28 protein-coding genes are annotated in these 24963 nt (G+C 61.6%); 10 read left to right on the top strand and 18 right to left on the bottom strand.

Going from position 1 to position 24963, the window contains the following annotated elements; all coding sequences use genetic code 11:
• The first annotated feature begins 55 nt into the window (after positions 1-55).
• Complete coding sequence (locus ABWV42_RS09535; protein ID WP_353339916.1) at positions 56-973, top strand: sulfite exporter TauE/SafE family protein; 918 nt, start codon at positions 56-58, stop codon at positions 971-973.
• A 1-nt stretch (position 974) separates the two neighbouring features.
• On the top strand, positions 975-1745 hold the full coding sequence (locus ABWV42_RS09540) for a TIGR02186 family protein (RefSeq protein WP_353339917.1): 771 nt from the start codon (positions 975-977) through the stop codon (positions 1743-1745).
• Between the two features lie 112 nt (positions 1746-1857).
• Here ABWV42_RS09540 and ABWV42_RS09545 read toward each other — a convergent pair whose 3' ends face one another.
• The 6 genes from ABWV42_RS09545 to ABWV42_RS09570 all read right to left on the bottom strand — a co-directional run bounded on the left by ABWV42_RS09545 (position 1858) and on the right by ABWV42_RS09570 (position 8765).
• Positions 1858-2568, bottom strand: coding sequence for an SDR family oxidoreductase (locus tag ABWV42_RS09545; RefSeq protein WP_353339918.1), 711 nt, complete (start codon positions 2566-2568; stop codon positions 1858-1860).
• Positions 2565-4097: an ATP-dependent DNA helicase gene (locus tag ABWV42_RS09550; RefSeq protein WP_353339919.1), complete on the bottom strand. Its 1533-nt coding sequence runs from the start codon at positions 4095-4097 to the stop codon at positions 2565-2567. The genes ABWV42_RS09545 and ABWV42_RS09550 overlap by 4 nt, the downstream gene beginning before the upstream one ends.
• 42 nt (positions 4098-4139) lie before the next feature.
• Positions 4140-4778, bottom strand: coding sequence for an acyl-homoserine-lactone synthase (locus ABWV42_RS09555; RefSeq protein ID WP_353339920.1), 639 nt, complete (start codon positions 4776-4778; stop codon positions 4140-4142).
• A 77-nt stretch (positions 4779-4855) separates the two neighbouring features.
• Positions 4856-5575 (bottom strand): helix-turn-helix transcriptional regulator, encoded by a 720-nt coding sequence (locus tag ABWV42_RS09560; protein ID WP_255103451.1) that lies wholly within the window; start codon positions 5573-5575, stop codon positions 4856-4858.
• Positions 5576-5963: 388 nt separating this feature from the next.
• Positions 5964-7253, bottom strand: a complete 1290-nt coding sequence (gene ccrA / locus ABWV42_RS09565) for a crotonyl-CoA carboxylase/reductase (protein WP_255103453.1) — start codon at positions 7251-7253, stop codon at positions 5964-5966.
• Positions 7254-7406: 153 nt separating this feature from the next.
• Positions 7407-8765 (bottom strand): 1-acyl-sn-glycerol-3-phosphate acyltransferase, encoded by a 1359-nt coding sequence (locus tag ABWV42_RS09570; protein ID WP_353339921.1) that lies wholly within the window; start codon positions 8763-8765, stop codon positions 7407-7409.
• A gap of 71 nt (positions 8766-8836) precedes the next feature.
• Here ABWV42_RS09570 and ABWV42_RS09575 point away from each other — a divergent pair, with 71 nt between their 5' ends.
• The 3 genes from ABWV42_RS09575 to ABWV42_RS09585 all read left to right on the top strand — a co-directional run bounded on the left by ABWV42_RS09575 (position 8837) and on the right by ABWV42_RS09585 (position 11886).
• Positions 8837-9433 carry a GNAT family N-acetyltransferase gene (locus tag ABWV42_RS09575; protein ID WP_353339922.1) on the top strand — a complete coding sequence of 199 codons (597 nt, stop codon included), beginning with the start codon at positions 8837-8839 and terminating at the stop codon, positions 9431-9433.
• Positions 9434-9529: 96 nt separating this feature from the next.
• The gene (locus ABWV42_RS09580; protein WP_255103459.1) at positions 9530-11497 is read left to right on the top strand and encodes an ethylmalonyl-CoA mutase; all 1968 of its coding nucleotides are present in this window, start codon (positions 9530-9532) and stop codon (positions 11495-11497) included.
• 113 nt (positions 11498-11610) lie between these two features.
• Positions 11611-11886, top strand: a complete 276-nt coding sequence (locus tag ABWV42_RS09585; RefSeq protein ID WP_353339923.1) for an acylphosphatase — start codon at positions 11611-11613, stop codon at positions 11884-11886.
• On the opposite strand, the gene ABWV42_RS09590 is transcribed toward ABWV42_RS09585, so the two are convergent.
• Positions 11873-12781 carry a LysR family transcriptional regulator gene (locus ABWV42_RS09590; RefSeq protein ID WP_353339924.1) on the bottom strand — a complete coding sequence of 303 codons (909 nt, stop codon included), beginning with the start codon at positions 12779-12781 and terminating at the stop codon, positions 11873-11875. The genes ABWV42_RS09585 and ABWV42_RS09590 overlap by 14 nt on opposite strands.
• A 122-nt stretch (positions 12782-12903) precedes the next feature.
• On the opposite strand from ABWV42_RS09590, the gene ABWV42_RS09595 reads away from it, so the two are divergent.
• From ABWV42_RS09595 to deoD, 4 genes are all read left to right on the top strand, one after another.
• Positions 12904-13398 carry a nuclear transport factor 2 family protein gene (locus ABWV42_RS09595; RefSeq protein WP_353339925.1) on the top strand — a complete coding sequence of 165 codons (495 nt, stop codon included), beginning with the start codon at positions 12904-12906 and terminating at the stop codon, positions 13396-13398.
• A gap of 17 nt (positions 13399-13415) precedes the next feature.
• The gene (locus tag ABWV42_RS09600; protein WP_353339926.1) at positions 13416-13802 is read left to right on the top strand and encodes a nuclear transport factor 2 family protein; all 387 of its coding nucleotides are present in this window, start codon (positions 13416-13418) and stop codon (positions 13800-13802) included.
• Positions 13799-14401: an NAD(P)H-dependent oxidoreductase gene (locus ABWV42_RS09605; RefSeq protein ID WP_353339927.1), complete on the top strand. Its 603-nt coding sequence runs from the start codon at positions 13799-13801 to the stop codon at positions 14399-14401. Before ABWV42_RS09600 ends, ABWV42_RS09605 begins: the two co-directional genes overlap by 4 nt.
• A 98-nt stretch (positions 14402-14499) precedes the next feature.
• Complete coding sequence (gene deoD / locus ABWV42_RS09610; RefSeq protein ID WP_255103465.1) at positions 14500-15204, top strand: purine-nucleoside phosphorylase; 705 nt, start codon at positions 14500-14502, stop codon at positions 15202-15204.
• On the opposite strand, the gene ABWV42_RS09615 is transcribed toward deoD, so the two are convergent.
• On the bottom strand, positions 15184-16050 hold the full coding sequence (locus tag ABWV42_RS09615) for a LysR family transcriptional regulator (RefSeq protein ID WP_353339928.1): 867 nt from the start codon (positions 16048-16050) through the stop codon (positions 15184-15186). The genes deoD and ABWV42_RS09615 overlap by 21 nt on opposite strands.
• Before the next feature lie 104 nt (positions 16051-16154).
• On the opposite strand from ABWV42_RS09615, the gene glyA reads away from it, so the two are divergent.
• Entirely contained in the window at positions 16155-17477 is a 1323-nt protein-coding gene (gene glyA, locus ABWV42_RS09620; protein ID WP_353339929.1) for a serine hydroxymethyltransferase, read from the top strand.
• A gap of 164 nt (positions 17478-17641) precedes the next feature.
• Here the strand turns inward: glyA and ABWV42_RS09625 are convergent, their stop codons facing one another.
• From ABWV42_RS09625 to sdhC, 10 genes are all read right to left on the bottom strand, one after another.
• Positions 17642-18496: an urea carboxylase-associated family protein gene (locus ABWV42_RS09625; protein WP_353339930.1), complete on the bottom strand. Its 855-nt coding sequence runs from the start codon at positions 18494-18496 to the stop codon at positions 17642-17644.
• Between the two features lie 39 nt (positions 18497-18535).
• Entirely contained in the window at positions 18536-18970 is a 435-nt protein-coding gene (locus ABWV42_RS09630) for a DUF4399 domain-containing protein (RefSeq protein ID WP_353339931.1), read from the bottom strand.
• A gap of 141 nt (positions 18971-19111) precedes the next feature.
• Positions 19112-19324: a hypothetical protein gene (locus ABWV42_RS09635; RefSeq protein WP_353339932.1), complete on the bottom strand. Its 213-nt coding sequence runs from the start codon at positions 19322-19324 to the stop codon at positions 19112-19114.
• Positions 19325-19400: 76 nt separating this feature from the next.
• Positions 19401-20111 carry a ZIP family metal transporter gene (locus tag ABWV42_RS09640; RefSeq protein ID WP_353339933.1) on the bottom strand — a complete coding sequence of 237 codons (711 nt, stop codon included), beginning with the start codon at positions 20109-20111 and terminating at the stop codon, positions 19401-19403.
• A gap of 118 nt (positions 20112-20229) precedes the next feature.
• A complete protein-coding gene (locus ABWV42_RS09645; RefSeq protein ID WP_255103475.1) occupies positions 20230-21009 on the bottom strand; it encodes a succinate dehydrogenase iron-sulfur subunit in 780 nt (259 codons plus the stop codon).
• Positions 21002-21148, bottom strand: a complete 147-nt coding sequence (locus tag ABWV42_RS09650) for a hypothetical protein (protein ID WP_353339934.1) — start codon at positions 21146-21148, stop codon at positions 21002-21004. The genes ABWV42_RS09645 and ABWV42_RS09650 overlap by 8 nt, the downstream gene beginning before the upstream one ends.
• Before the next feature lie 112 nt (positions 21149-21260).
• Positions 21261-22076 (bottom strand): hypothetical protein, encoded by an 816-nt coding sequence (locus ABWV42_RS09655; RefSeq protein ID WP_353339935.1) that lies wholly within the window; start codon positions 22074-22076, stop codon positions 21261-21263.
• Between the two features lie 26 nt (positions 22077-22102).
• Positions 22103-23908 (bottom strand): succinate dehydrogenase flavoprotein subunit, encoded by a 1806-nt coding sequence (sdhA, locus tag ABWV42_RS09660; protein WP_255103482.1) that lies wholly within the window; start codon positions 23906-23908, stop codon positions 22103-22105.
• 16 nt (positions 23909-23924) lie between these two features.
• Positions 23925-24296 carry a succinate dehydrogenase, hydrophobic membrane anchor protein gene (gene sdhD, locus ABWV42_RS09665; protein ID WP_255103484.1) on the bottom strand — a complete coding sequence of 124 codons (372 nt, stop codon included), beginning with the start codon at positions 24294-24296 and terminating at the stop codon, positions 23925-23927.
• A gap of 13 nt (positions 24297-24309) precedes the next feature.
• Positions 24310-24693, bottom strand: coding sequence for a succinate dehydrogenase, cytochrome b556 subunit (sdhC, locus tag ABWV42_RS09670; protein WP_353339936.1), 384 nt, complete (start codon positions 24691-24693; stop codon positions 24310-24312).
• Between the last annotated feature and the right edge of the window lie 270 nt (positions 24694-24963).

A 24963-nucleotide genomic window follows, 5' to 3' on the forward strand; every position in this document is an offset into this window, starting at 1 on the left:
CCTTTTGACCGGCACATGTGTTGCATTCTTTTCCACGGTAACGCTAACTGGTTTCATGCAGATCTACCTCCCCATCGCCGAAGTCTCCGTGAACGCTTTCCTGCTGCTCGGATTGGGCGGAATCGTGGGCATTTTGTCCGGCATGTTCGGCGTGGGCGGCGGCTTCCTAATGACGCCGCTGCTGTTCTTCATCGGCATTCCACCGGCAGTGGCCGTTGCCACCGAAGCCAACCAGATCGTGGCCTCGTCCTTCTCGGGCGTTCTCGCCCACCTGAAACGACGAACCGTCGACTTAAAGATGGGATGTGTCCTGCTTGTCGGCGGCCTTGCCGGGGCGGGCCTCGGCGTGTTTATCTTCAACTATCTCAAGTCGCTCGGTCAGGTCGATCTGCTAGTCAAGCTTTGCTACGTGATCTTCCTTGGCATCATCGGCGGCCTGATGTTCATCGAAAGCCTGAACGCGATCCGCAAGTCGCGCGGCAACGCCGCACCGCCGCAACGCAAGAAACACAACTGGATTCATGGTCTGCCCTTCAAGATGCGCTTCCGTGTCTCGGGTCTCTACATCTCGGTCATCCCGCCGCTTCTGGTCGGCCTCTGTGTGGGGATCCTCGCCGCCATCATGGGCGTGGGCGGCGGCTTCATCATGGTCCCCGCGATGATCTACCTGCTGGGCATGCCCACCAAGGTCGTGGTGGGGACTTCGCTGTTCCAGATCATCTTTGTCACCGCCTTCACCACCCTTCTGCACGCCACCACCAACTATACCGTCGACATGGCCCTTGCCGTGCTTCTCCTGGTGGGCGGCGTCGTCGGCGCACAGATCGGCACCCGCATCGGCACCCGTCTCAAGGCGGAACAACTGCGCATCCTTCTGGCCGCCCTCGTCCTCGCCGTCTGTGGCAAACTGGCCTTTGATCTTCTCGTCATGCCGAACGAACTCTACTCGCTCGGCGCGGTAGGAGGACACTAGGATGCTCCGCTACCTTGCTGCCCTCATTTTCCTGATCGCCACACCGTTGATGGCCACCGAGGAACAGGTCGTCCTCGGCATGAGCCAGAACCGTGTCGCGATCACCGCCAATTTCGATGGCTCCGAGATCCTGATCTTCGGCGCGGTGAAACGCGAAACCGCGATCCCCGAGGCCCATCCCCTTGAAGTGGTTGTCGCCGTGTCCGGGCCCAAACTGCCTGTGGTCGTGCGCCGCAAGGAAAAGCGCCTCGGCATCTGGGTCAATACCGACAGCGTCGAGGTCGACGCCGCCCCCAGTTTCTATGCCGTGGCCACCTCCGGCCCATTCAAGGAGATCGTGAAAGACATCGAGGACCTGCGCCACAAGATCTCGATCCCCCGCGCCATCCGGTCTGTCGGCGCACCGATGGATGTGAAGAACGCACAGGAATTTTCCGAAGCCGTGGCCCGCATCCGCACCGACAACGGTCTCTACCAAGTGCTGGAAAACACCGTGGAGGTCGACCAGCAGACACTGTTCAACACCTCGGTCAAACTGCCCGCCAACCTGACCGAGGGCGACTATCTCACGCGCATCTTCCTGACACGCGGGGGCGACGTCGTCTCGCAGTACGAAACCACGATCGACGTGCGCAAGGTTGGGCTGGAACGCTGGCTCTTCAACCTCTCACGCCAGCAACCGCTGGTCTACGGTCTCCTGTCGCTGGCCATCGCCATCGCCGCCGGCTGGGGCGCCTCCGCCGCCTTCCGCTTCATCCGACAGGGCGGATAAGTCGGCGGAAAGCCTTTCGAAAGGCTTTCCCTCCCCCTCAATTCAAACGCCGAAGGAACGCCTTTGCAAAGGCGTTCCGGCAGGCTTTTCGAAAAGCCTGCCCCCACCCCAATCAACCACGCCCGATATAGGGCATCTTGGTCGCCATCACGGTCATGAACTGCACGTTGGCCTCTGGCGGCATGCTGGCCATATGCACCACCGAGCGCGCGGCATTCTCCACGCCCATGGTCTGCATCTCCGGCGACTTGTCCTTCAGCATCGCCACCAGCTCGCTTTCCGCATTGCCGATATCGATCTGCCCGCAGGCGATGTCAAAGTCCCGCCCATCCAGCGAGAGCGTCCGCGTCAGACCCGTGATCGCATGTTTGCTGGTGGTATAGCTCACCGAGCCGGGCCGCGGATTGTGCGCAGAAAGCGAGCCGTTGTTGATGATCCGCCCGCCCCTCGGGTCTTGTCGGCGCATCTGTCCGAACGCCAGCCGCGCGCAAATGAACATGCCGCGAATGTTGACATCCATGACCCGCTCGAAATCCTCCAGCGGGATCTCGTCAATCGGTCCTGCCGTCCCGAAAATCCCGGCATTGTTGAACAGCACATCCAGCCGCCCGGCTTCGGCCACGAAGCGGGCAAACACCTCTTCCATCGCCGCCGCGTCGGTCACATCCCCCGGCAACACAACCGCGTTCTCATGGTCTCCCACTTCGCGCAGCCTGTCTTCGCGCCGGGCCACGACACCCACACGCCAGCCCGCTTTCAGGAATTCCTCGGCCGTCGCCCGCCCAATGCCCGAGCTCGCCCCGGTCACGATCACGCTTTTCATGTCTCACCCTCCGCCTGTTCCAGCTTGAGCGGCGCTGGCGCCACTCGCAAATCATCCGTGCGCAACGAATCCGACGGGCGGGCCAGCCGGTTGCGCACAACCCAGTACAGCCGCTCCGAGGCCCGCGTCACCGCCACATAGGCCAGCCGCTTCCACAGGGGCTGGCCCGCTTCCGACCGCCCCATCCGCGCCGCCGCGTAGATATCCGGCGCGAACACCTGAACGTTTTCCCATTGCGAGCCTTGCGCCTTGTGTATGGTCACCGCCGCCCCGTGCAGAAAGGTCGCCCCCATCCGCGCCGCATAGGGAATAAACGGCTCTTCCTCGTCCGGTTTCTCGATCTTCACGATTGACGCCGCCGACACCTGCGGATCTTCCGCGCCCATCACGTGCAGACGCGAAAACCCCGGTTTGCGGCCGGGACCGAGATAAATCACCTGCGCCCCCTTGATCAGCCCCCGCGCCTCAAGATCCAACCGTTTCTTGCGGTGCTTGAGCGGCAGTTCGATCCCGTCACAAACCAGCGGCTCGCCTTCCAGCAATGCATCCTCTGGCGCGCCATGCACCTGCCGGAACGCATTGATCAGCCGGATGCGCGTCGCGTTGCGCCACACCAGCACCGGCGAGCGCGCCATCAGGTCCACCTCGACCCGCTGGCTCCAGACCACCCGGTCATCGCGTTTCGCGGTTTCTTCAACCAGCCTCTCGAAATCCTCGAACCCCATCGCCGGATCGGCCAGCGCATGGGCCAGGTCCAGGATCGGGTTGTCCGCCTGCTGCCGGTGCACGCGGCTGAGTTCAAAGCGCGATTTCGGCGGCAGGGTTTCGAACACCATGCCACCGCCGCCCTTGTTCACCGGCGCAAGCTGGGCCGGATCGCCAAACAGAACCAGCGTCGGGAAAATCTCTTTCAGGTCCTCGAACTGCTTGTCATCCAGCATCGAGGATTCATCAATGAACCCGATATCCAGCGGCTCGTCGCGCCGTTTCCAGCCGGTGATGAAATCCGATCCGCGCAACCCCGCCGCGGCCAGTGCGCCGGGGATCGACTTGTGCAACTGGTAAAAGGCAAAGGCCCGCTCCAGCGCCTCTTCCGTCAACCCTTCGATCTCGGGCTTTTCGCCCTCGCCCGACAGCCACTCGGCGATCTTCTCGTATTCGGGGTCATAGACAGGAGTATAGATGATCCGGTGAATGGTTGTCGCGGGCACACCGCGCATCCGCAACACGCTCGCGGCCTTGTTGGTCGGCGCCAGAATGGCCAGCGTCCGCCGGTCCGGGCGTTTCTTGCCCTCGTAGTCGCCTGATACAATATCCACCCCCGCCGCCTCGAGCGCCTTCACCAGTTCCGCCAGCAAAAGCGTCTTGCCCGACCCCGCCTTACCGATCACCGCGGCCACGGCGCTCTTGCCGTCGCGCGGCGGCGTCAGCAGGCTGTCATCAAGGTCGATCCCCGCGCCGCGCAGCAGCTCGGTAATGGAGTCAAAGGCCTCGGCCTGGTCGTGGGAAAGGGTCAGCGCGCTCGTCATGGGGCGACCCTACAACCGCCCCTTGCCAAGCACCAGCCGCCATTACGCACTCGCCGCAAGATCGGCGGGATGCGTGCCACCAAAGGCCTGTTCGAACCACAGTTTCGACGTTGCAACCGGAATGCCCGCACGCTCGGCCATGGTGCGATGGGTATCCTCGCCAAACGACCAGAGCCCGACACTGATCCGGTCGCGCCCCCTGCCCTTTGTCCCGATCACCTCGGGCGATGAGCCGATCATCCGGTAAATTCGCACCATGCGCGCATCAAACACGCCCACAAGATGTTCGATCCCGAAGCCGCGCAGAACCTCGCTGCCCGCCAGCATCAGGGCGCCCGCCGTTTTCGGCTCGGCGTCCCGCGCGAGGCAGAACCGCGTGCATTCCCAGATCAGCGGGCTTTCGATCCGCACACCATCCGTCAGCTCGGAAAAGTGATCGTTGATCATGCAGGGGCCGGTCGTTGGCAACAGCCGCATTGAGCCGCCATGCCCGCCATCCGCCTTTTCCCAGAGGATATAAAGCGGTTTCAACGCATCGTATTCATCGCGCTCTTCGCCGTTCGCATTCACCGTCACATCCCAGCCCAGCCGCGTCTTGAACTGATCGGCACGGTCGACGTACATCGCATGCGCCAGCCCGGGGCGGCCCTGCAATTGATCGGCATAGAGATAACGGAGCATTCTTGCGTCCCTCCCGCATAAAAGCGCAGGAACAGACCTAGAACATTAAGGTTAATACCCCCCTAACCCCACGCCCGTCAGACCACGATCAACCCATGGCTCAGCGCGCGGGCCACCGCGTGCGTGGTGTTCAGCGCACCGAGCTTGGCACGTGCACTTTCGATGTAAACCCGCAGCGTGTGTTCCGAGATCGCCAGCATCTCGGCAACCTGCGCCCGGCTGTAGCCCAGCGCCAGAAAGGTCATCGCATCCACTTCCCGCGGGCTCAGCGGCCGCATTGGCTTGGGGTCTGCATCCGGGTTGATCGCCAGCGCCCTTTCGTTGAACTCATGAGCAATCAAAATCAGATCTCGGCGGTTTTCCTGCGTGAAACGGCACCATTCGTCGTCGCTGCATGTGTGGTTCACGGTGAACAGGGCAAACTGTCCGTTCGGCCCGCGGATCGGCACCGAAAATCCCTGGTTGCCAACCCCATGGGTCATTGCTTCGGCCATGAAGTCCCGCGCCACCTTGCCGGACCAATCCAGCCGTTTCCAGTCAACCGGGTGAAACCGCTGGAAACAGCCAAGGATCACCGGATCGATCCGCACGTAGTCCTGTTCGTTGTATCGCTGAACCCAGTCTTCCGAGTAGGTGTAACAGCCGTATTGATCCCCCTCGGCATTCACCCAGTGATAGACCATGTGATCGACACGAAAATGATCTCTGAGGTCAAAGATGGCTGCGCTCAGCGCCTCAAGCTCTTGCGCGCGTTGCAGCTCTCCCAACAAGACATCTCGTCGCTCGATCTTCCCCATGTGCCACCACGCCTACCAAATCATTTGCCAAAACGATCTCGGCGGCCGCGACCTGCCGGGTGTCCTCCAGCTGCTGGGCCAATGCGTCCAACCCGTTGTTATCGGCAAAGGTTCTCAAATCCGCGAGAACGTCGAGTATCCAATCATTCTGCATCTTTAACTCTCGGTAACAGTGGTTAATCAAAGATTAACTCAACCCTAACACGAACTTCGTTAATCCCGGTATTCGCCGAAATTCCCTCCCCCAAAATGGCGGGGTCAGCTTCGACAAGGCCCTGAATACACACAATTCCCTTTCCACAACGTAAATCACCCCCGAATGGGCAGGGCCATCCGAGGGTGATTCGCGAGGGAAAAACGGGGCCGCCCAGACCGGGCGGCACTCATCTTACTTTTTGCCAGCTTCCAGCACGTCCTCAACGGTGCGCAGGCCGGTTTTCGGGGCCTGAACCAGAACAGCCATGTTGCCCGGCTTGTGCTCGTTGCGCAGCATCTTCATGTGCGCTTCCGGAATCTCGTTCCAGGCAAAGACTTCCGACATGCAGGGATCAAGACGGCGCTCGATCATCAGGCGGTTGGCCGATGCAGCCTGTTTCAGGTTGGCAAAGTGCGAACCCTGAAGACGCTTCTGGTGCATCCACATGTAGCGAACGTCGAAGGTGGTGTTGAAGCCCGAGGTACCGGCACAAATCACCACGATACCGCCTTTTTTCACAACCAGGGTCGACACGGGGAAGGTCGCCTCACCGGGGTGTTCAAAGACCATGTCCACGTTGTTGCCCTTGCCGGTGATCTCCCAGATCGCCTTGCCGAACTTGCGTGCTTCCTTCAGCCACTCGTTGTACTCGGGCGAGTTCACGGTGGGCAGCTGACCCCAGCAGTTAAAGTCCTTGCGGTTGATCACGCCCTTGGCGCCCTGATCCATCACGAACTGGCGCTTGCTCTCGTCCGAGATCACGCCGATCGCGTTGGCACCGGCGGTGTTGGCCAGCTGGATCGCATAGGAGCCCAGACCACCCGATGCACCCCAAACCAGAACGTTCTGGCCCGGACGCAGCTCGTGCGGGTGGTGGCCGAACAGCATGCGGTATGCGGTGGCCAGGGTCAGGGTGTAGCAGGCAGCCTCTTCCCAGGTCAGGTGCTTGGGACGCGGCATCAGCTGCTGGGCCTGAACCTTGGTGAACTGTGCAAACGAACCGTCACCGGTCTCGTAACCCCAGATGCGCTGGGTCGGCGAGAACATCGGGTCACCACCGTTACATTCTTCGTCGTCACCGTCATCCTGGTTACAGTGGATCACGACCTCGTCGCCCACCTTCCAGTTCTTCACGGCCGAACCCACTTTCCAGACGATGCCCGAAGCATCCGAACCGGCGATGTGGTAGTCTTGGCCGTGCACGTCGAACGGCGAAATCGGCTTGCCGAGACCAGCCCAGACACCGTTGTAGTTCACACCGGCAGCCATCACGAGAACAAGAACCTCGTGGCTGTCGACTTCCCAGGTGTCGACCACTTCTACTTCAAACGATGTGTCCGGCTCGCCGTGGCGTTCGCGACGGATCGCCCATGCGTACATTTTCTTGGGCACATAGCCCAGCGGGGGCATTTCACCCACTTCGTAAAGATCTTTCTCGGGTGCGTCGTACGGTGCAATGCCGGTTTCGGTGTCCAGAGCCATGTTAGCCTCCTGAAGTTGCTCTCTTGCCGCGGCGCAGAATCGCGGTTCCTGAAGGATGAGTATCGGCGGCCTTGTAATATTGCAACCACATTTGGTGTGATTTTGTAATTTTATGACCGAGCGAACGCAGAAATTCCTTCTGCACCTGCAAAATCAGGGGAAAAGATGTTTTATCGAGTTACCATAAAACGCCAGGGCGGTGTCCTGATCGGGGTTTGCCCGGTAACACCCGTTCTCTTTGAGAATCATCCGGCGCTCGCTCAGCATCCGCAAACCGACCTCGGTGGCATAGGCCACGTCATTGCGCGGCAGGTGCACATGCGCCTCATGCAACTGCTCGATGCGCGCCACAAAATCCGCTTCGATCGCCGCCCGCGACATCGGATGGTCGGCCCCCGCAATGATACTCGCCACCAAAGGCACCGGTAGCACGGGCACCACGTTCTCGATGCGCTCCATCAACTCATAAGCCAGCGCCTCTGAGACCTCTCCCTCCCGGTCCTTGACGAAACTGCTCAGAGAAAGCGGATGACCAAAGCTCACCGCCGCGTAACCGAACTTGTGATACTTCCCGCGCAGCCGCAGCCACATCTGCTTGAGAAAGAACCCGCCCACCACGCTGATCTTGGCGTTGAACCGGCGGTTCCCCTGCTCAAGCGCCCCAAGCAGGATGCGATCCTCCAGCACCCGGTCATAGTTCAGCGCAACAGGCACGAAGACTACGTCACGGTCTTCAGGATCAAACCCGTCCACGATGTATTTCAACAACCCGTGCTTGGGCTCCTGCGGCGCACCATCAAGCGAAAGCCCCCCTTCCGGGAACATCGCCTGTGTCACACCGCCATCTGTCGCCAGCTTGACGTACCGCGCCAATACCTGCCGGTAGAGCGCGTTGCGCGATTTGCGGCGGATAAAATAGGCGCCCATGGCCTTGATCAACCGGCTCAGCGGCCAGACCCGCGCCCATTCCCCCACCGCATAGGCAAGCGCTGATCGCTCAGCCGCGAGATAGGTCACAAGCACGTAATCCATGTTCGACCGATGGTTCATCACGAACACAACCGTCGAATCCTTGGGAATATTGGCAATCCCCGCCTCATCGAAATAGGCAAGCCGCACCCGGTAAAGCGCCTGGCTCAGAAAGCGGGCAACGCGAATGGCAAAGCCGAAATAGGCAGAAGCACTGAACGACGGCACGATTTCTCGCGCGTATCCCTTGGCCTCCTGAAAGGCCACGTTCTCGGGGATCTTGTTCTTGCGCGCGTGGTCGACAATCGCTTCCGTCACGTCCGGGTGATAGATCAGCCGCTGGATCATGTCGTGCCGCCGCGCCAGCTTGAACGGCTCGATGGGCCGCTCCAGCCGCTCGTTCAGCCGCGCCACCGCCTTCTCCATCCGCCGCCGGAAAAACCAGCGCACCGAGGGGAACAACAGGTGACTCGCCGCCGTTACGGCAGCGAACAGGACAATCAGGATGAACAGCCAGATGGGAAGTTCGACGGTCGAAGTCATGGTCTGACCCTTGCAGGAGCGGGGAAGAGGGTAAATATCTAAACGACAGATTTTAGGCAAACCGGATAAAGATGCAGCAGTTTTCCATCCGCGCCGGCTTTGATCCGGCCCACCGTGACACCATCGCCCGCCTCTACTGGCAGGCCTTTTCCGCCAAGCTCGGCCCGTTGATGCGCCCCGAGGCCAAGGCACAGGCTTTTCTGACCCGTGTCCTGAACCCCGACTTCGCAATCTCCGCGCTCTCCCACGATGGCAACATCCTCGGCGCGGCGGGCTTCAAAACCGACAAGGGCGCCTTGATCGGCGGCGACCTGCCTGACCTTGCCGCCGCCTATGGCTGGCTCGGCACCCTGTGGCGCGCGCCCCTGCTTTCGCTTCTGGAACGTGATCTCGCCCCGGACTGCCTGTTGATGGACGGCATCTTCGTCTCCGAGGCGGCCCGCGGCATGGGCATCGGCTCGGCCCTGCTCGAGGCAATCAAGGCGGAGGCCGCCGAACGTGGCCTCCGCGAAGTCCGCCTCGACGTCATCAATACCAACCCGCGCGCCCGCGCCCTTTATGAACGACAGGGCTTTGTCCCAGGCGAAACCCAGCACCTCGGCCCCCTCAAACACCTGTTCGGCTTTTCCTCCAGCACGACGATGCGTTATTCTGTATCTGCAAAATAAACTTGCCGCGACGCAGCGAATTGACTTGCACATGATATTTCGCATATCTACGCTCAGACGAAATAAAATTGCCCAACCGATTCACGAGGACGTTCCATGTCGCAGACGCAGAAAGATCGCCCCTGGCTAATCCGCACCTACGCCGGCCACTCGACCGCAAAGGCGTCAAACGCGCTTTATCGCTCGAACCTTGCCAAGGGTCAGACCGGTCTTTCAGTGGCCTTCGACCTGCCCACCCAAACCGGTTATGACAGCGACCACGTCCTGTCGCGCGGCGAAGTCGGCAAGGTGGGCGTGCCCGTCTGCCACCTTGGTGACATGCGCACCCTGTTCGACCAGATCCCGCTTGAACAGATGAACACCTCGATGACGATCAACGCCACCGCACCGTGGCTTCTGTCGCTCTACATCGCGGCGGCCGAGGAACAGGGCGCCGACATCTCCAAGCTTCAGGGCACCGTGCAGAACGACCTGATCAAGGAATACCTGTCGCGCGGCACCTATATCTGCCCGCCCAAACCCTCGCTCAAGATGATCGCGGACGTGGCCGAGTATTGCTATACCAACGTGCCCAAGTGGAACCCGATGAACGTCTGTTCCTATCACCTGCAAGAAGCAGGCGCGACGCCGGAACAGGAACTCGCCTTCGCACTGGCCACCGCACAGGCCGTCCTCGACACCCTGCAACCGCGTGTGCCCGCCGAAGACTTCGGCCCGATGGTCGCCCGCATCTCCTTCTTCGTGAACGCGGGCATCCGCTTCGTGACCGAGATGTGCAAGATGCGCGCCTTCGTCGAACTCTGGGATGAAATCTGCGCCGAACGCTATGGCGTGACCGATCCGAAACACCGCCGCTTCCGCTATGGCGTTCAGGTCAACTCGCTCGGTCTGACCGAACAGCAACCGGAAAACAACGTCTACCGCATCCTGATCGAGATGCTGGCCGTGACCCTGTCGAAAAAGGCCCGCGCCCGCGCCGTGCAACTGCCCGCCTGGAACGAGGCCCTCGGCCTGCCGCGTCCGTGGGACCAGCAGTGGTCGATGCGTATGCAGCAGATCATGGCCTTTGAAACCGACCTTCTGGAATATGACGATCTCTTCGACGGCAACCCCGCCGTCGACCGCAAGGTCGCCGAACTCAAGGAAGGTGCCCGCCACGAGCTCTCCAACCTCGAAAGCATGGGCGGCGCCATCGGCTCGATCGACTATATGAAATCGCGCCTCGTGGAATCCAACGCCGACCGCCTGAACCGCATCGAAGCGGGTGAAACCGTGGTTGTCGGCGTGAACAAGTACCAGCAAGGCGAAACCTCGCCGCTGATGACCGGCGATGGCGGCATCATGGTGGTTGATCCGGCCGTGGAACAGGAACAGATCGAACGCCTCAACGAATGGCGCAGCCAGCGCGACAGCGCCGCCGTCGAAAAGGCCCTCGCCGATCTGCGCGCCGCGGCCAAGTCGGGCGAAAACGTCATGCCCGCCTCGATTGCCGCCGCCAAGGCCGGCGTCACCACCGGCGAATGGGCCGCCCAGATGCGCACCGTGCACGGCGAATACCGCGGCCCGACCGGCGTCTCCGGCTCGCCCTCGAACAAGACCGAAGGCCTGGACGACATCCGCGAAGCCGTTGACGCCGTCTCCGACCGCCTCGGCCGCCGCCTCAAGTTCGTGATCGGCAAGCCCGGCCTCGACGGCCACTCCAACGGCTCCGAGCAGATCGCCTTCCGCGCCCGCGATTGCGGCATGGACATCTCCTATGACGGCATCCGCTTGACCCCCGAGGAAATCGTCAACTCGGCCCTCGAAACCGAGGCGCATGTGGTTGGCCTCTCGATCCTCTCGGGCAGCCACATCCCGCTGGTCGAAGACATGATGAAACGTATGCGCGAAGCCGGTCTCGCAGATGTGCCCGTCATCGTGGGCGGCATCATCCCCGACGACGATGCCGAACGCCTGCGCGCCATGGGCGTCGCCCGCGTCTACACGCCGAAAGATTTCGAGCTGAACACCATCATGATGGACGTGGTCGCGCTGGTCGATCCCAAGGCCGTCGCCGCCGAATAACGCCTCCCGGCGCTCCTCTGAAAAGCCCTGCCAATGTGCGGGGCTTTTTGCTTTTTCCGACCCCGCTTGCGCCGACTCGGCCCTTGCGGGACACTGGGGTCGGAGGAAACCACATGAACACCATTGCAAAAGAGGCCCGGATCACGGGTCGCGTGCAGGGCGTTGCCTATCGCAACTGGACCCGCTCCCGCGCCTCGGCCCTTGGCCTCACGGGCTGGGTCCGCAACGATCCGATGGGCGCAGTCGTTGCCTGTTTCGAAGGCGAACGCGACAAGATCGAAACCATGCTGACCGATCTCTGGTCCGGCCCCGGCGCCGCGTCCGTCACCGACGTGCAATCCCACACCGTCGCCCCCACCAACGCCCGCGATTTCGTCATCCTTCGCTAGGCCCGTCGCGAAATCCGCGTAGGTGGTCCATGAACAGGCGCAGCGGCATCATCTGGCGATATTCTCGCGGGAAATACAGGAACAGGCCCGGCGTCTTACCAAGGTGCGGCTCCAGAACCGTCACCAGCCGCCCGTCTGCCAAGGCCTCGGCACAATAGTCGCGAAAGGTATAAGCCAACCCCACACCGCGCATCGCAAGATCGACCGAGGCCGGAAGGGAATTCACGATCAGGCTGCCACCCACTTCCGCCGCATACTCCCCCTCCTCGCCGGTAAAGGTCCAGGGCGCAATCCGTCCCGCTGACAGGAACCGGTACCGCACACAGTTGTGCTGCAACAGATCACGCGGCGTCTCTGGCGCACCATGCACAGCGACATAATCGGGACTGGCCAGAACCGCCAGCCGCAGCGGCGGTGTCATCCGCACCGCCACCATATCCTCGGCGATATTGTCCCCAAGCCGAAACCCCGCGTGCAACTCTTCGCCAAGCAGATCCGACAGCGCATCGGTCAGCGACAGCTCCAGCTCGATCTCCGGATAAGCCGCATGAAACGACGGCAGCGCCTTGGCCACGAACTGATGATAGGCAAACTCCGGCAGGGCAATCTTCAACATCCCGCGCGCCGCGTGGCCCGTTGTACGCGCGCTTTCAACCGCCGCCCCCAGTTGGTCAAATGCCGGTCCCGCCCCGCGCATCAACGCCCGCCCGGCCTCGGTCAGGCTCACGGACCGCGTGGTCCGGATGAACAACGCGGTGCCCATCTGATCTTCCAGCGCCTTCAACTGGTGACTGACCGTAGAGGGCTTGATCCCCAAGGCCTCGGCCGCCGCGCGAAGACTGCCGTGTCTGGCAATCGCGGTGAACACTTCCAGCATCGCAAGCGGCAGTCGCATCATCCCTCCAACCCTTATTCATCGAAATGATACATGAAAGAAGTGCAAAGGTGGTGGATTATTTCACAATCCGCCCAGCCCTACATTCGGTTCAACGGCACACCCAACCGAAAGACACGCTCATGAAACCCACCACTCTCCTCCCGACCCTCACCGCAGCAATCCTCACCGCGACCTCCGCCCTCGCAGCCTCCCCCGAAGACAACATCAAGGTGGTGCAGGACTTCTTTGCCGCCTATGGCGCAAACGATCTCGACGGCATCGCCGCCGTGATGGATGAAAACGTGCAATGGCATATCCCCGGCCGCCACCCGCTCTCCGGCACCAAGTCCGGCCGCGACGAGGTTCTCGCCTTCTTTGCCCAACTCGGCAGCGCAGGCTTCAAGGCCGACCCGATCTACTTTGGCGCCGATGACACACATGTTGTCGACATCCATCGCGGCTGGTCCAACGCTCCGGGCAAACCCAACGTCGATACCACATGGGCGCTCGTCTACCGCATCGAGAACGGCAAGATCGTCGAGGCCACCAACCTCAGCGCCGATCAGGACGCCGCCAATACCTTCTTCTGGTCGAACTACGATCTCGCGCCCGTGCCGGACCGCCTCGCCAAGTAACCTGGATTGCCCCCATCATGACCAGCCCCGTTCACAGCTTCATCGTAGATTGGTTCCAGAGGTTTGATCGCCTTGATCCCGTCGAGGCCTTCCTCCCCGATCTCCACCCCGACGTGGTTTGGGACATGCCGGACATCAATCCGAACCTGCACGGCCACGCCCGCTTCAAAGCGTGGTATGCGGCCGTGCTCGACACTTTGGTTCCGCCCACCGAGCATCACCTCAGCAACATTACCGTCACGGACAACACCGCCACCTTCAACGTGCGGCTCCGCGCCCGCACCAAGGACGGCACCATTATCGAAGCCAATGTCCGCGAAGACTGGCACTTCACGACGCGCACCGATGGCACCCCTCTGATCACGCACTACACCGCAACTTTCCTCGAAGAGCTTCCCGCATGAAAACCCTCGTTCTCACCGCTCACCCCAACCTCGACACCTCCCGCATCAACCGCGCATGGTTCGATGCGCTGTCCGAAGCCGACAACGTCACCACCCGCGACCTGACTGCCATCGGCGGCCCGACCCTGCAGTTCGACGTCGAGGCAGAACAAACCCTGCTTCTGGCCCACGACAGGATCGTCCTGCAGTTCCCCTTCTACTGGTATTCCGCCCCACCGATCCTCAAGGCATGGCTGGATCAGGTGCTCAGCTTCGGCTTTGCCTATGGCCCCGGCGGCGACAAACTGAAAGGCCGCGAGTTCCTGATCCTTGTCTCGACCGGTGGCCCCGCCGACAGCTACCACGCCGGCGGCTACAACAATTTCTCGATGGACGAACTGCTGAAACCCTTCCAGCAAACCGCCAACCTGACCGGCATGACCTATCTGCGCCCCTTCATTGCCCACGGCATGGCTCAGGCCGACGAGACCCAGATCGAAGCCAGCGTGCCCGATATGCTCAGCCACGTCAGCAACCCGGAACTGAACCCCCAAGTCCGGCTGGCCCGCCTGCTGAAAGAGATCGAAGACGACCCGGCCAAAGCCGCCGCCGTCAGCTGATCCTACCGCAAGGGCAGGCATCCCGCCTGCCCACAATCCCCTTGCCCTACCCCCTCGCTTTCCCGCATCTATGAAAGACAAGCAGCGAGGAACCCCAGATGACCATCCATATCGGAGCCAAACCCGGCGACATCGCCGAAACCGTCCTGATGCCCGGCGATCCCTATCGCGCCAAATGGGCGGCTGAAACCTTCCTGGAAGACGCCACCTGCATCAACGAAGTGCGCGGCATGCTGGGCTTCACCGGCACATGGCGCGGCAACCGTGTCACCATTCACGGCTCGGGCATGGGCATGCCCTCCCTCTCGATCTATGCCAACGAGCTGATCCGCGACTACAACGCCCAGACCCTGATCCGCATCGGCTCCTGCGGCGGCATGCAGCGCAAGGTCGAGGTCCGCGACGTGATCCTCGCCATGACCGCCTCATCGCTGTCCACGCCATCACGCGGCATCTTCAAGGAACTGAACTTCGCCCCCTGCGCCGACTATGGCCTCCTGCGCGCCGCCGCCGATGCCGCTGCCGCCAAGGGCGTCGCCACCCATGTGGGCGGCATCTATTCGTCCGATGTCTTCTACGATGAACGCCCCGACCTCAACGAACAGATGACCCGCCACGGCATCCTCGGCGTCGAGATGGAAGCCGCCGAACTCTACAACCTCGCCGCCCGTCATGGCCGCCGCGCCCTTGCCGTGCTCACCGTGTCCGATCACCTGCTGACCGGCGAGGCCCTGCCCTCGGAAGATCGCGAACGCTCTTTCGGCGACATGGTCGAAATCGCGCTAGAGGCCGCCTTCGCCTAACAGGTCGATCAAGGCCTGCAAGGGCGGGGCCACCGCGCCGCCCTTCACCCCCAGCTCAAGCCACCGCGGCAGGGCAACCCGCCCCCCAAACGGCGCCACCAGCGCGCCGCTTTCAAGGTGCCGCGCCACCAATGCGGCGTGCCCCATCAACACCCCGGCCCCGTTCACCGCCTCTTCCACCGCAAGCGCATAAAGCGAATAGACCGGCCCCGCGACACGCACCCCCGCCCCCGTCTCCGCCAGCCACAGGTCCCAGTCCTCTCCCCAGACCGCATCCGACAGACAGGGCACCCCGGCCAGATCCTCGACCCGCGCAAGCCTCTCTGCCAGTTCCGGCGCGCAGACCGGAAATATCTCGTCCCGCGCCAACCGCAGCCCCTCTCCCGCCCCGTAAAACACCGTCAGGTCAAACGGCTCGCGCGCAAGGTTCGGTGCCTGCTCAAGCGCGGTCACCGAGACCTCCATCTCCGGCAGGGCCGCGCGTATCTCCGGCAGGCGCGGCGACAACCAAAGCTGCGCCACCGCTGGCAATGCCGCCACATGCACCCGCTCGGGCCGCGCCGCCTCGCGCAACGCCGCCACAGCCGCGCCCAGCGCGTCAAAGGCCAGCTCCATCTCGGGCAACACCCGCTGCCCTACCGGCGAAAGCACAACCCCCTGCGCCCGCCGCTCGAACAGATCGGCCCCGGCCCAGTCCTCCAGCTGCTTGACCTGCTGCGCCACCGCACCGGGCGTTACGCACAACTCGTCCGCCGCCCGCGCAAACCCGCCAAGCCGCGCCGCCGCTTCAAAGGCACGCAGGGCATTCAGGGGCGGCCCCTTCGGGCGCGGTGGTTTGATCGACATCTCATAAGCCTTAGATTTTCTAGGCCTAGATACCATGATTTCTGGTTTGCACCAATCCCCACCCCCGCGCCATGCTGCCCCCAACGACATCGGAGACAACCACCATGACCAACCTCGCCCCCCGCGCCTGGGTGCCCGCCGCCTGCGAAACCCGCGTGCAAACCATCGCCCGGGACACCGCCAACGCCCCAAGCGACGCGATTGCCGACCGCATCGAGGCCCTCACCGCGCAAAACCGCCAGATCCACGAGGCCGACTGCTTCAACCTCAACCCCGCCACCAACGTCATGAACCCGCGCGCCGAGGCGCTGCTGGCCTCCGGTCTCGGCTCCCGCCCGTCCCTTGGCTATCCCGGCGACAAATACGAGATGGGCCTCGAAGCCATCGAGGAAATCGAAGTCATCGCCGCCGAACTCGCCGCCGAGGTCTTTGACGCCAAATACGCCGAAATCCGCGTGCCCTCCGGTGCCATCGCCAACCTCTACGCCTTCATGGCCCTCACCAAACCCGGCGATGCCATCATCACCCCACCGGCAAGCGTCGGGGGCCATGTCACCCACCACGCCGACGGCTGCGCCGGCCTCTATGGCCTGACCTCGCATCCCGCCCCCGTCGATGGCGACGGCTACACCATTGATCTCGATGGCCTGCGCACGCTCGCCCATGAGGTCAAACCGACTCTGATCACCATCGGCGGCTCTCTGAACCTCGCCGAACACCCCGTGGCCGAAATCCGTGCCATCGCTGACGAGGTCGGGGCGCATGTGCTTTTCGACGCGGCCCATCAATGCGGCATCATCGCCGGCAAGGCGTGGAAGAACCCGCTGGCCGAAGGCGCGCACCTGATGACCATGTCCACCTACAAAAGCCTCGGCGGCCCGGCCTCCGGCCTGATCGTCTCCAACGAGGCGGACATCGCCGAACGTCTCGACAAGATCGCCTTCCCCGGCATGACGGCCAACTTCGACGTGGCCAAATCCGCGGCCCTCGCGATTTCGATGCTCGACTGGCGCGACTTCGGACAGGCCTACGCCACCACCATGATCGACATGGCCCAGTCTCTCGCCGCCGCGCTGAAAACCGAAGGCCTGCCGATCTTCGAAACCCGCCACGGCCCCACCCTCTCGCACCAGTTCGCGGTCGAGGCCGCAGCCTTTGGCGGGGGTCAGGCCGCATCAAAAACCCTGCGCAAGGCGGGCTTCCTTGCCTGCGGCATTGGCCTGCCCATCGCGCCGGTCGAAGGGGACATGAACGGTTTGCGCATCGGTACCCCCGAACTCGTGCGCTGGGGCATGACCTCGGACCACGCCCCCGAACTGGCCCGCCTGATCGCCGCCGCCCTGCGCAGCAACGATCCCGCAAGCCTCGCACCCGAGGTCGCAAACTGGCGGCAGAGCTTCAACCGGTTGCACTTCATCCACGGCTAAAGCGCCCCGCAAAAAGGGCGGCATGACCCCATGCCGCCCAAGGGGCCAGTATCAACACGTCTTTAACCCGCGCGCTCCGTTCACGGCTCGCCTGCGGGCATCCATACCGTCGCAATACCGACGTGATACCGACGCAATACAGACAGGGATTTCGGCGTTAACCTTTATGAACCGTGGCTGCGGTCATAACCGTTCACCGCAGGGCTTTCCCACCCCTCCAGCGCGCCATCCTGCGGCTTCAGGATTTCCACCAAAAGCGGATAGCACGCCGCCGCATCTGAACTGTGCTCGCTGGAACAATCCCCGCCCGGACAGGCGCTCAGGTTGCCCACTAGATCAATTTCGGCAAGGAAATCAAGGTGATCCCCGGGGCGCACCGGGCTTGCCTTCATAAAGTACTGCCCCGTGTCCCGCGTGAAACCGGTGCACATGAAGACGTTCAGCACATCATGCACCATCCCCTCGATCTCGGCGGTTGGTTTGCCGGTCTCCTCGGCAAGGGCGCGAGTCAGGTTCGAATGGCAACAATGATGGTACTGCGACCCGGCCAGAAGGTTGCCGGTATAGGGGTCACACCGCGTCCCGATCACGTCATGCACCGACCCGCCGTACTCATCCATCCCGTACCAATGCAGGCTGTCATCGACGACGGTCGCCATCGGGCGCAGGTAGGGAAAAGACGACCACATTCGCTCACCCGTGGTCAGGTGCGTTCCATGCAAAGCCCTTGTTTTACCGGAATAAAACCGCTCGTTCAGGTCATTGGCATTGTGCAGGTTCAAATCGCCAACCTGCGGCCCTTCGACGGAAACGATGCGGAAAAACGACCCGGCAGGCACATGAAACGTGCGCGCCTCGCGCGGTGGCACCAGAACCTCGCCCACCTTTTCGGCCCCTTCCAAGGCCGCCTGGTACATCGCCAGCGGCACCTCGGGCAGGGTTTCATTCGGGTAACAGATCACCGGCTTCACGGCACGGCGATCAGCAGCATCAGCGGGAGGGTTGGGCGCATGTGTCATGCGCGAACCCTGCCCGCCGCACCGCTGATTTGGCAATCCCTATTTCACGGTGATGGTGATCACATCCGAGACAACCGGCGGATTGTGCGGCACGTGGAACTCGTCGCCCAGAACAAGCTGTAGCGTATGGGTGCCAGGCTCAAGGTCCAGCGTCACCTCGGTCTGCCCGCCGCCAAAGTGACGGTGGTTGTCATCCGTGGGAATGCCGATCTCCAGAAGCTCCGCATCCTCGGCCCCTTCGCCCAAGGCCGGACGGTTCAAAAACAGGTGGTGATGCCCCGTCCCTTCCCGCTCGGTCCCCGCAGGCGCAACCCCCATGCCTGACAACCCAAACCGAACCGTGACCGGCCCATCAACCATGGCCCCGTTCTCAAGGCCTATGAAATACACTTCCGCCCCCGGGTTCGATGGCGTCTCTCCCGCCCAGGCCGCGGTTCCCGCCAGCAGGGCCAACACACTCAAAACCTTACGCATTTTCTGTCTCCTCCAAGATTCCCTACCTGAAAGGATAGCGCCCCGCCCGATCACTTCAAAATAACGCCCGCGTCACCAGCCCGAAATGCAAATGGCGCCCCAGGGGACGCCATTTTGTCAAGCAAACCGGAATGTCGAAGATCAGGCGGCCTTTACGTACTCGTAATAGGTCTCGTTGCCCTCTTTCGCCTGCGCTTTTGCGACGGTCTTCAGCGGCGGCTGATAATAGGCATAGGCCTGTTCCAGCAGCTCAAGCGCGCGTGCAGCGAAATCTTCAGGTTTGTCATCATATGAGTTCGACATGGTCATCTCCGAAAGCGTCAGAACTCCTCCCATGCGCGCGAACCTAGTCATGATTTCCCCGCATGACACCGCCCGATTTCGCATTCTGGCTATGCAGAAAATGCAAATATTGCAGCGGCCCGCGCCTTTACGTCGTCAGCATATGCCCTGCCAACCCCAGCGCGAAACCCATGACAGCCCCAAGTGGTGGCGTCCAGCTATGCCTCAGCGGCACCTGCGGCGCGACGTCCTGAAACAACAAGTATAGAATACCGCCCGACGAGAACATCATCACCGCCCCAAGCAGCGACGGCCAGTCCTGCAATACGAACATGCCCGTAATCGCCGCCAGCGGCCCAACCGGAACCATGAGGACAAACAAAAGCATCACCCGCCGTCCGGCCATGCCACTATCCCTCATTTCGCGGAAGGCATTGAACCCTTCCGGCAGGTTCTGAAGCGCGATCAGCACCGCCATCAGCACAGCAACCGAACGCTCGACAGCAAGCAACGCTCCCAGCGCAAGCGCCTCAGGGAAATAGTCCAGCAGCATCGCAAGGAACTGCGCTGCATGGCTCCCGCGCCGTGCCAGTGCGCGATCCACCACAAGGAACACGAGCCCGCCCGCCACGAACCAGAACAAGGCCGCCACCTCAGACAGGCGATCCACCCCTTCGGGCACCAGCACCAGCGCGATCGCGGAAATCAGCGCCCCGCCCCCAAAGGCCATCACGAAATGCTGAAGCCCGCGATCCTGGTCCGCAGGCAGCCATCGTTCCAGCCCTGTCAGCGCGCCGCCCAATGGCACCGATGCACCCGCAAGCGTTGCCAACACCAAGGCCATCATCAAATCGCTCATGCAAGCTGCTCCGTGTTTTCCCCAAACTGTCCCAGCGGATACCCCAGCCGTCAAGCCGGCCCTAAACGCAAAAAGCCCGCCAGATCGGCGGGCTTTCCGTTAACTCTCTGACCGTGGATCAGATATTGCGCTCGACCATCATCTTCTTGATCTCCGCAATCGCCTTCGCCGGATTCAACCCTTTCGGGCAGGTCTTTGCGCAGTTCATGATGGTGTGGCAGCGGTACAGCTTGAAGGGGTCTTCAAGGTTGTCCAGACGCTCACCGGTCGCCTCATCACGGCTGTCGATGATCCAGCGGTAAGCGTGCAGCAGGGCTGCCGGGCCGAGGTAGCGATCGCCGTTCCACCAGTAGCTCGGGCAGGAGGTCGAGCAGCTGGCGCACATCACACACTCATACAGACCGTCAAGTTTCTTACGGTCCTCAATCGACTGTTTCCACTCTTTCGCCGGACGGTTGGTCTTGGTTTCCAGCCACGGCATGATCGATGCGTGCTGCGCATAGAAGTGGGTCAGATCGGGAATCAGGTCTTTCACCACCGGCATGTGCGGCAGCGGATAGATTTTCACGTCACCCTTGATCTCGTCCATGCCATAGATACAGGCCAGCGTGTTGATCCCGTCGATGTTCATCGCGCAGGAGCCGCAGATACCTTCACGGCAGGAGCGACGGAAGGTCAGGGTCGGGTCGATCTCGTTCTTGATCTTGATCAGCGCATCAAGAACCATCGGTCCGCATTCATCCATGTCGAGGAAATAGGTATCCACGCGCGGGTTCTGACCATCATCCGGGTTCCAGCGATAGATCTGGAATTTACGGATATTGGTCGCGCCTTCGGGCTTGGGCCAAGTCTTACCGGTTGTGATCTTGGAATTCTTCGGAAGTGCGAATTCAACCATTGGTCTCTCTCCTTGCTTCGCCGCGCGCTGCCAAAGGCATGGTGCGGAACTCTTCTACCGGCATCTGCTGTGCAGACCGGAAATCGCTGGGGCCAGGCACAAGGATGCGCTTGGCAGTTTTCTGGGTAAAGAGGGTCACTGGAACACCTCCTTGGAAATCGGCGCATGTGCAGCGATTTTTTTCACTATCTCTGCATTCTGCGAAAGTTGGCGCAGTGTGGCCACTTCATAGGAGCGATAGACAGCCAGCATCACAGCGCCCCCCGTTCATTCACGAACAGCGACGGGTTGCCCTGAATAAGCTTGGCAACAGCCGTACGCGCAGTGCGCGGCAGATCAAGACGGTTCACCAACCGCAGGAACTCCAGCGAGCCTGCGTTCAGGCTCTCGTTGCTACGGCTCTTGGACACCGACATCTCGGCAATCACGTCCTCGGGCACACCGGCAAGGCGCAGAAGCTGCGATCCCGGGCGCTGCCGATCTTCCTCGTCTTCAAGGGCAAGGAAATGCACCCGCTCGGCCCCGACAAACCCCTCGACCCGCTTTTGCAGCGCCGCCCAGCTATCGCAATTGGCCGTATCTGCAAGGAAGGTCTCAAGCGTCTCGGTATAGTGGTCCGACTTGACCGCCTGATTGTGAACACTCACCTTCCAGGCATCCTGCTGGCGCGTATAGAACGCATAGTCCGGCACCAGGTCGCCAAGACGGTCTTCGAAAATCTCGAAAATCGCATCAAGACGCGGGAACAACTCGACCACCCCACTGCGCCCCGGCATCGCACCGGGGATGTTTTCATGCGAAACGATACAGGTGGTTTTGACCATCTCGATCTTGGCCCGCACCGCATCAAGCGCCGCCGCCAGATCCCCCTCGGTGCATCTGCCCAGACTGAACAGTGCGCACAGCCGCCCCAACTCGCGGGTGGGTGTGCCTTTTTCGGGGGTAAGGATGGTCACATGTGCGCCCAGCACGTCACGATTGCGCTGGACGAAATGGTGGAACGCGGTCGAAGCGGTTTTCTGAACGCCACAATGGACGATCAGCCGCTTTTCAACCCTATGCGTCATGCCGCGTTCCACCGGATTAGGCCTGCTTAGAAGGTCCGCGCCTTGGGCGCGATCTTCTTGAGGCTGATGCCGCCCTGGTCTTCGTTGGTCAGCGGATCAACGATCACCGGACGATAGGTCAGATCAACCTTGTTGCCTTCGACACGGCTGACGGTGTGAACCCGCCAGTTCTCGTCGTCACGCTCCGAGAAGTCCTCGTGCGCGTGCGCGCCGCGCGATTCCTTACGCGCTTCGGCACCCACGATGGTGGCCAGCGCGTTCGGCATCAGGTTGGTCAGTTCCAGCGTTTCCATCAGGTCCGAGTTCCAGACCAGCGAGCGATCGCTGACTTTCAGGTCGTCCATCTTGGCGGCAACGGCGGTCATCTTCTCGACGCCTTCCGCCATGGTCTTGGCGGTCCGGAACACGGCCGCGTCGGCCTGCATGGTTTTCTGCATCTCCAGACGCAGTTCCGCAGTCGCGATATTGCCGTCTGCATGGCGCAGACCGTCGAAACGATCAAAGGCCGCGTCAACCGACGCCTGGTTCAGAACCGGGTTCGGCGCATCTGCGTCAACAACCTTGCCGGCGCGGATCGCGGCGGCACGGCCAAAGACCACGAGGTCGATCAGCGAGTTCGAACCCAGACGGTTCGCACCGTGAACCGAAGCACACCCCGCTTCACCCACAGCCATCAGGCCCGGCACGACGGCAGTCGGATCTTCGGCGGTCGGGTTCAGCACTTCACCCCAATAGTTGGTCGGAATACCGCCCATGTTGTAGTGAACGGTCGGCAGAACCGGGATCGGCTCCTTGGTCACGTCGACACCGGCAAAAATCTTCGCCGATTCCGAGATACCCGGCAGACGTTCGGCCAGAGCTTCGGCAGGCAGGTGGTTCAGGTTCAGGTGGATGTGATCGCCATCCTTGCCCACACCACGGCCTTCGCGGATTTCCATGGTCATCGAACGCGAAACATAGTCACGCGGCGCGAGGTCCTTGTACTGCGGCGCATAGCGTTCCATGAAACGCTCGCCTTCCGAGTTGGTCAGGTAGCCGCCTTCACCGCGGGCACCCTCGGTGATCAGACAGCCCGAACCGTAGATGCCGGTCGGGTGGAACTGCACGAATTCCATGTCCTGCAGCGCGAGGCCCGCACGGGCCACCATGCCGCCACCGTCACCGGTACAGGTGTGTGCCGACGTCGCCGAGAAATAGGCACGGCCGTAACCACCGGTCGCCAGCACAACCATCTTCGCGTTGAAGACGTGCATGGTGCCGTCGTCCAGCTTCCAGCAGACAACACCCTGACACTGACCGTCTTCCGACATGATCAGGTCGATGGCGAAGTATTCGATATAGAATTCCGCGTTGTTCTTGACCGACTGGCCATAGAGCGTGTGCAGGATCGCGTGGCCGGTACGGTCGGCCGCAGCACAGGTCCGCTGCACGGCGGGGCCTTCACCGAATTCGGTGGTGTGGCCACCAAACGGGCGCTGGTAGATCTTGCCTTCCTCGGTACGCGAGAACGGCACGCCATAGTGCTCAAGCTCGTAAACCGCCTTGGGCGCTTCACGGGCAAGGTATTCCATCGCGTCGGTATCACCCAGCCAGTCCGACCCCTTCACGGTGTCGTACATGTGCCATTGCCAGCTATCCGGCCCCATGTTGCCAAGCGAGGCGGCGATGCCGCCCTGTGCTGCAACAGTGTGGGAACGGGTCGGGAAAACCTTGGTCACGCAAGCGGTGCGCAGGCCCTGCTCGGCCATGCCGAGGGTGGCGCGCAGACCGGCGCCACCGGCACCGACAACGACCACGTCATATTCATGTGTTTCGTATTCGTAAGCAGCCATGTCTCAGCTCCTGGACTTAGAGGGCGATGCTCGCCAGGGCGAAAAGCCCGGTGGCGGCGACGGCATAGGCGATGCAGGTGCAGATGATGATAAGGAACTTCTTCTGCAAACCGCGGGTATAATCCTCGATCACCACCTGGATACCGTGGCGGAAGTGGATCATTGCAACGGTGATGGTCATACCGGCGATGATGGCCGGGAAAGGACGCTGGTAATAGGCGATCACTTCTTCATAGGTACCACCCAGGGCACAGCCGAAAGTGAAGACAAACAGCGGAACCAGGATCGCAAGACCCACGGCGCTGATGGTTTGGCCCCAGAAGTGTTCGGTCCCCGTGCGCGAGGAGCCACGGAATTCGGCGCGTTTACGGTCGGTCAGGAATGCCATTGTTCGATCTCCCTCAGACGATCAGCGCGATCACAACCGCCAGGACAACGGATCCAACGATCACGCCCTTGGCAAGTTTCTCGGCGAATTCGATTTCGAAACCGCGGCCCGTATCCCAGTAAAGGTGACGCAGACCCGACAGGAAGTGGTAGCAGACAGCCCAGAGCGCCGCGAACATCACGACATCGCCGACGAACGAGGTCATCAGACCGTTCACGAAGTCAAAATATTCCGGCCCTGCCGCAGCGGCCAGGAACCACCAAACAACAAGAACGGCGGCACCCAGTAGGGCTACGCCAGTAATACGTGCAAAAATCGATGTCGCAGACGTGAGCTGCGGGCGGTAAATCGACAAATGCGGCGAAAGCGGGCGATTGCCCCGGTTCACATCAGCCATGTTGAATCCTTTCGGTTTCCCTCGCGTACCTAATTACCGGATTTTTCCGACGTGTCACGGTTTCAGACTTTGAATAGGCGCGGTTTTTTGGCGCAAGAGGGCAATTTTTGAGAAATTCGTGATCACACCCCATTTCTTGTGATCACATATTCAAATCTAACGAAATCAGTCAGGTTCCTAAGAATCAATTTCAACCGGTTTACCCGCTTCTGTCTGCAAAAGCCGACGTTTCTGCACGTCGCAACGTCACTCGGCATTGTGATCACAAAA

The organism is Pelagimonas sp. KU-00592-HH (assembly GCF_040369695.1).
Taxonomy (GTDB): Bacteria; Pseudomonadota; Alphaproteobacteria; order Rhodobacterales; family Rhodobacteraceae; genus Shimia.

What these genes read in the sequence shown, in the direction of transcription:
- ABWV42_RS09655 (WP_353339935.1), bottom strand. Translation starts at nt 22,076, where the DNA reads ATGACGCATAGGGTTGAAAAGCGGCTGATCGTCCATTGTGGCGTTCAG.
- deoD (WP_255103465.1), top strand. Translation starts at nt 14,500, where the DNA reads ATGACCATCCATATCGGAGCCAAACCCGGCGACATCGCCGAAACCGTC.
- ABWV42_RS09545 (WP_353339918.1), bottom strand. Translation starts at nt 2,568, where the DNA reads ATGAAAAGCGTGATCGTGACCGGGGCGAGCTCGGGCATTGGGCGGGCG.
- ABWV42_RS09575 (WP_353339922.1), top strand. Translation starts at nt 8,837, where the DNA reads ATGCAGCAGTTTTCCATCCGCGCCGGCTTTGATCCGGCCCACCGTGAC.
- ABWV42_RS09580 (WP_255103459.1), top strand. Translation starts at nt 9,530, where the DNA reads ATGTCGCAGACGCAGAAAGATCGCCCCTGGCTAATCCGCACCTACGCC.
- ABWV42_RS09625 (WP_353339930.1), bottom strand. Translation starts at nt 18,496, where the DNA reads ATGACACATGCGCCCAACCCTCCCGCTGATGCTGCTGATCGCCGTGCC.
- ABWV42_RS09640 (WP_353339933.1), bottom strand. Translation starts at nt 20,111, where the DNA reads ATGAGCGATTTGATGATGGCCTTGGTGTTGGCAACGCTTGCGGGTGCA.
- ABWV42_RS09595 (WP_353339925.1), top strand. Translation starts at nt 12,904, where the DNA reads ATGAAACCCACCACTCTCCTCCCGACCCTCACCGCAGCAATCCTCACC.
- sdhD (WP_255103484.1), bottom strand. Translation starts at nt 24,296, where the DNA reads ATGGCATTCCTGACCGACCGTAAACGCGCCGAATTCCGTGGCTCCTCG.
- sdhC (WP_353339936.1), bottom strand. Translation starts at nt 24,693, where the DNA reads ATGGCTGATGTGAACCGGGGCAATCGCCCGCTTTCGCCGCATTTGTCG.
- ABWV42_RS09645 (WP_255103475.1), bottom strand. Translation starts at nt 21,009, where the DNA reads ATGGTTGAATTCGCACTTCCGAAGAATTCCAAGATCACAACCGGTAAG.
- ABWV42_RS09535 (WP_353339916.1), top strand. Translation starts at nt 56, where the DNA reads ATGCAGATCTACCTCCCCATCGCCGAAGTCTCCGTGAACGCTTTCCTG.
- ABWV42_RS09570 (WP_353339921.1), bottom strand. Translation starts at nt 8,765, where the DNA reads ATGACTTCGACCGTCGAACTTCCCATCTGGCTGTTCATCCTGATTGTC.
- ABWV42_RS09600 (WP_353339926.1), top strand. Translation starts at nt 13,416, where the DNA reads ATGACCAGCCCCGTTCACAGCTTCATCGTAGATTGGTTCCAGAGGTTT.
- sdhA (WP_255103482.1), bottom strand. Translation starts at nt 23,908, where the DNA reads ATGGCTGCTTACGAATACGAAACACATGAATATGACGTGGTCGTTGTC.
- ABWV42_RS09540 (WP_353339917.1), top strand. Translation starts at nt 975, where the DNA reads ATGCTCCGCTACCTTGCTGCCCTCATTTTCCTGATCGCCACACCGTTG.
- ABWV42_RS09585 (WP_353339923.1), top strand. Translation starts at nt 11,611, where the DNA reads ATGAACACCATTGCAAAAGAGGCCCGGATCACGGGTCGCGTGCAGGGC.
- ccrA (WP_255103453.1), bottom strand. Translation starts at nt 7,253, where the DNA reads ATGGCTCTGGACACCGAAACCGGCATTGCACCGTACGACGCACCCGAG.
- ABWV42_RS09615 (WP_353339928.1), bottom strand. Translation starts at nt 16,050, where the DNA reads ATGTCGATCAAACCACCGCGCCCGAAGGGGCCGCCCCTGAATGCCCTG.
- ABWV42_RS09550 (WP_353339919.1), bottom strand. Translation starts at nt 4,097, where the DNA reads ATGACGAGCGCGCTGACCCTTTCCCACGACCAGGCCGAGGCCTTTGAC.
- ABWV42_RS09605 (WP_353339927.1), top strand. Translation starts at nt 13,799, where the DNA reads ATGAAAACCCTCGTTCTCACCGCTCACCCCAACCTCGACACCTCCCGC.
- glyA (WP_353339929.1), top strand. Translation starts at nt 16,155, where the DNA reads ATGACCAACCTCGCCCCCCGCGCCTGGGTGCCCGCCGCCTGCGAAACC.
- ABWV42_RS09560 (WP_255103451.1), bottom strand. Translation starts at nt 5,575, where the DNA reads ATGGGGAAGATCGAGCGACGAGATGTCTTGTTGGGAGAGCTGCAACGC.
- ABWV42_RS09555 (WP_353339920.1), bottom strand. Translation starts at nt 4,778, where the DNA reads ATGCTCCGTTATCTCTATGCCGATCAATTGCAGGGCCGCCCCGGGCTG.
- ABWV42_RS09590 (WP_353339924.1), bottom strand. Translation starts at nt 12,781, where the DNA reads ATGCGACTGCCGCTTGCGATGCTGGAAGTGTTCACCGCGATTGCCAGA.
- ABWV42_RS09635 (WP_353339932.1), bottom strand. Translation starts at nt 19,324, where the DNA reads ATGACTAGGTTCGCGCGCATGGGAGGAGTTCTGACGCTTTCGGAGATG.
- ABWV42_RS09630 (WP_353339931.1), bottom strand. Translation starts at nt 18,970, where the DNA reads ATGCGTAAGGTTTTGAGTGTGTTGGCCCTGCTGGCGGGAACCGCGGCC.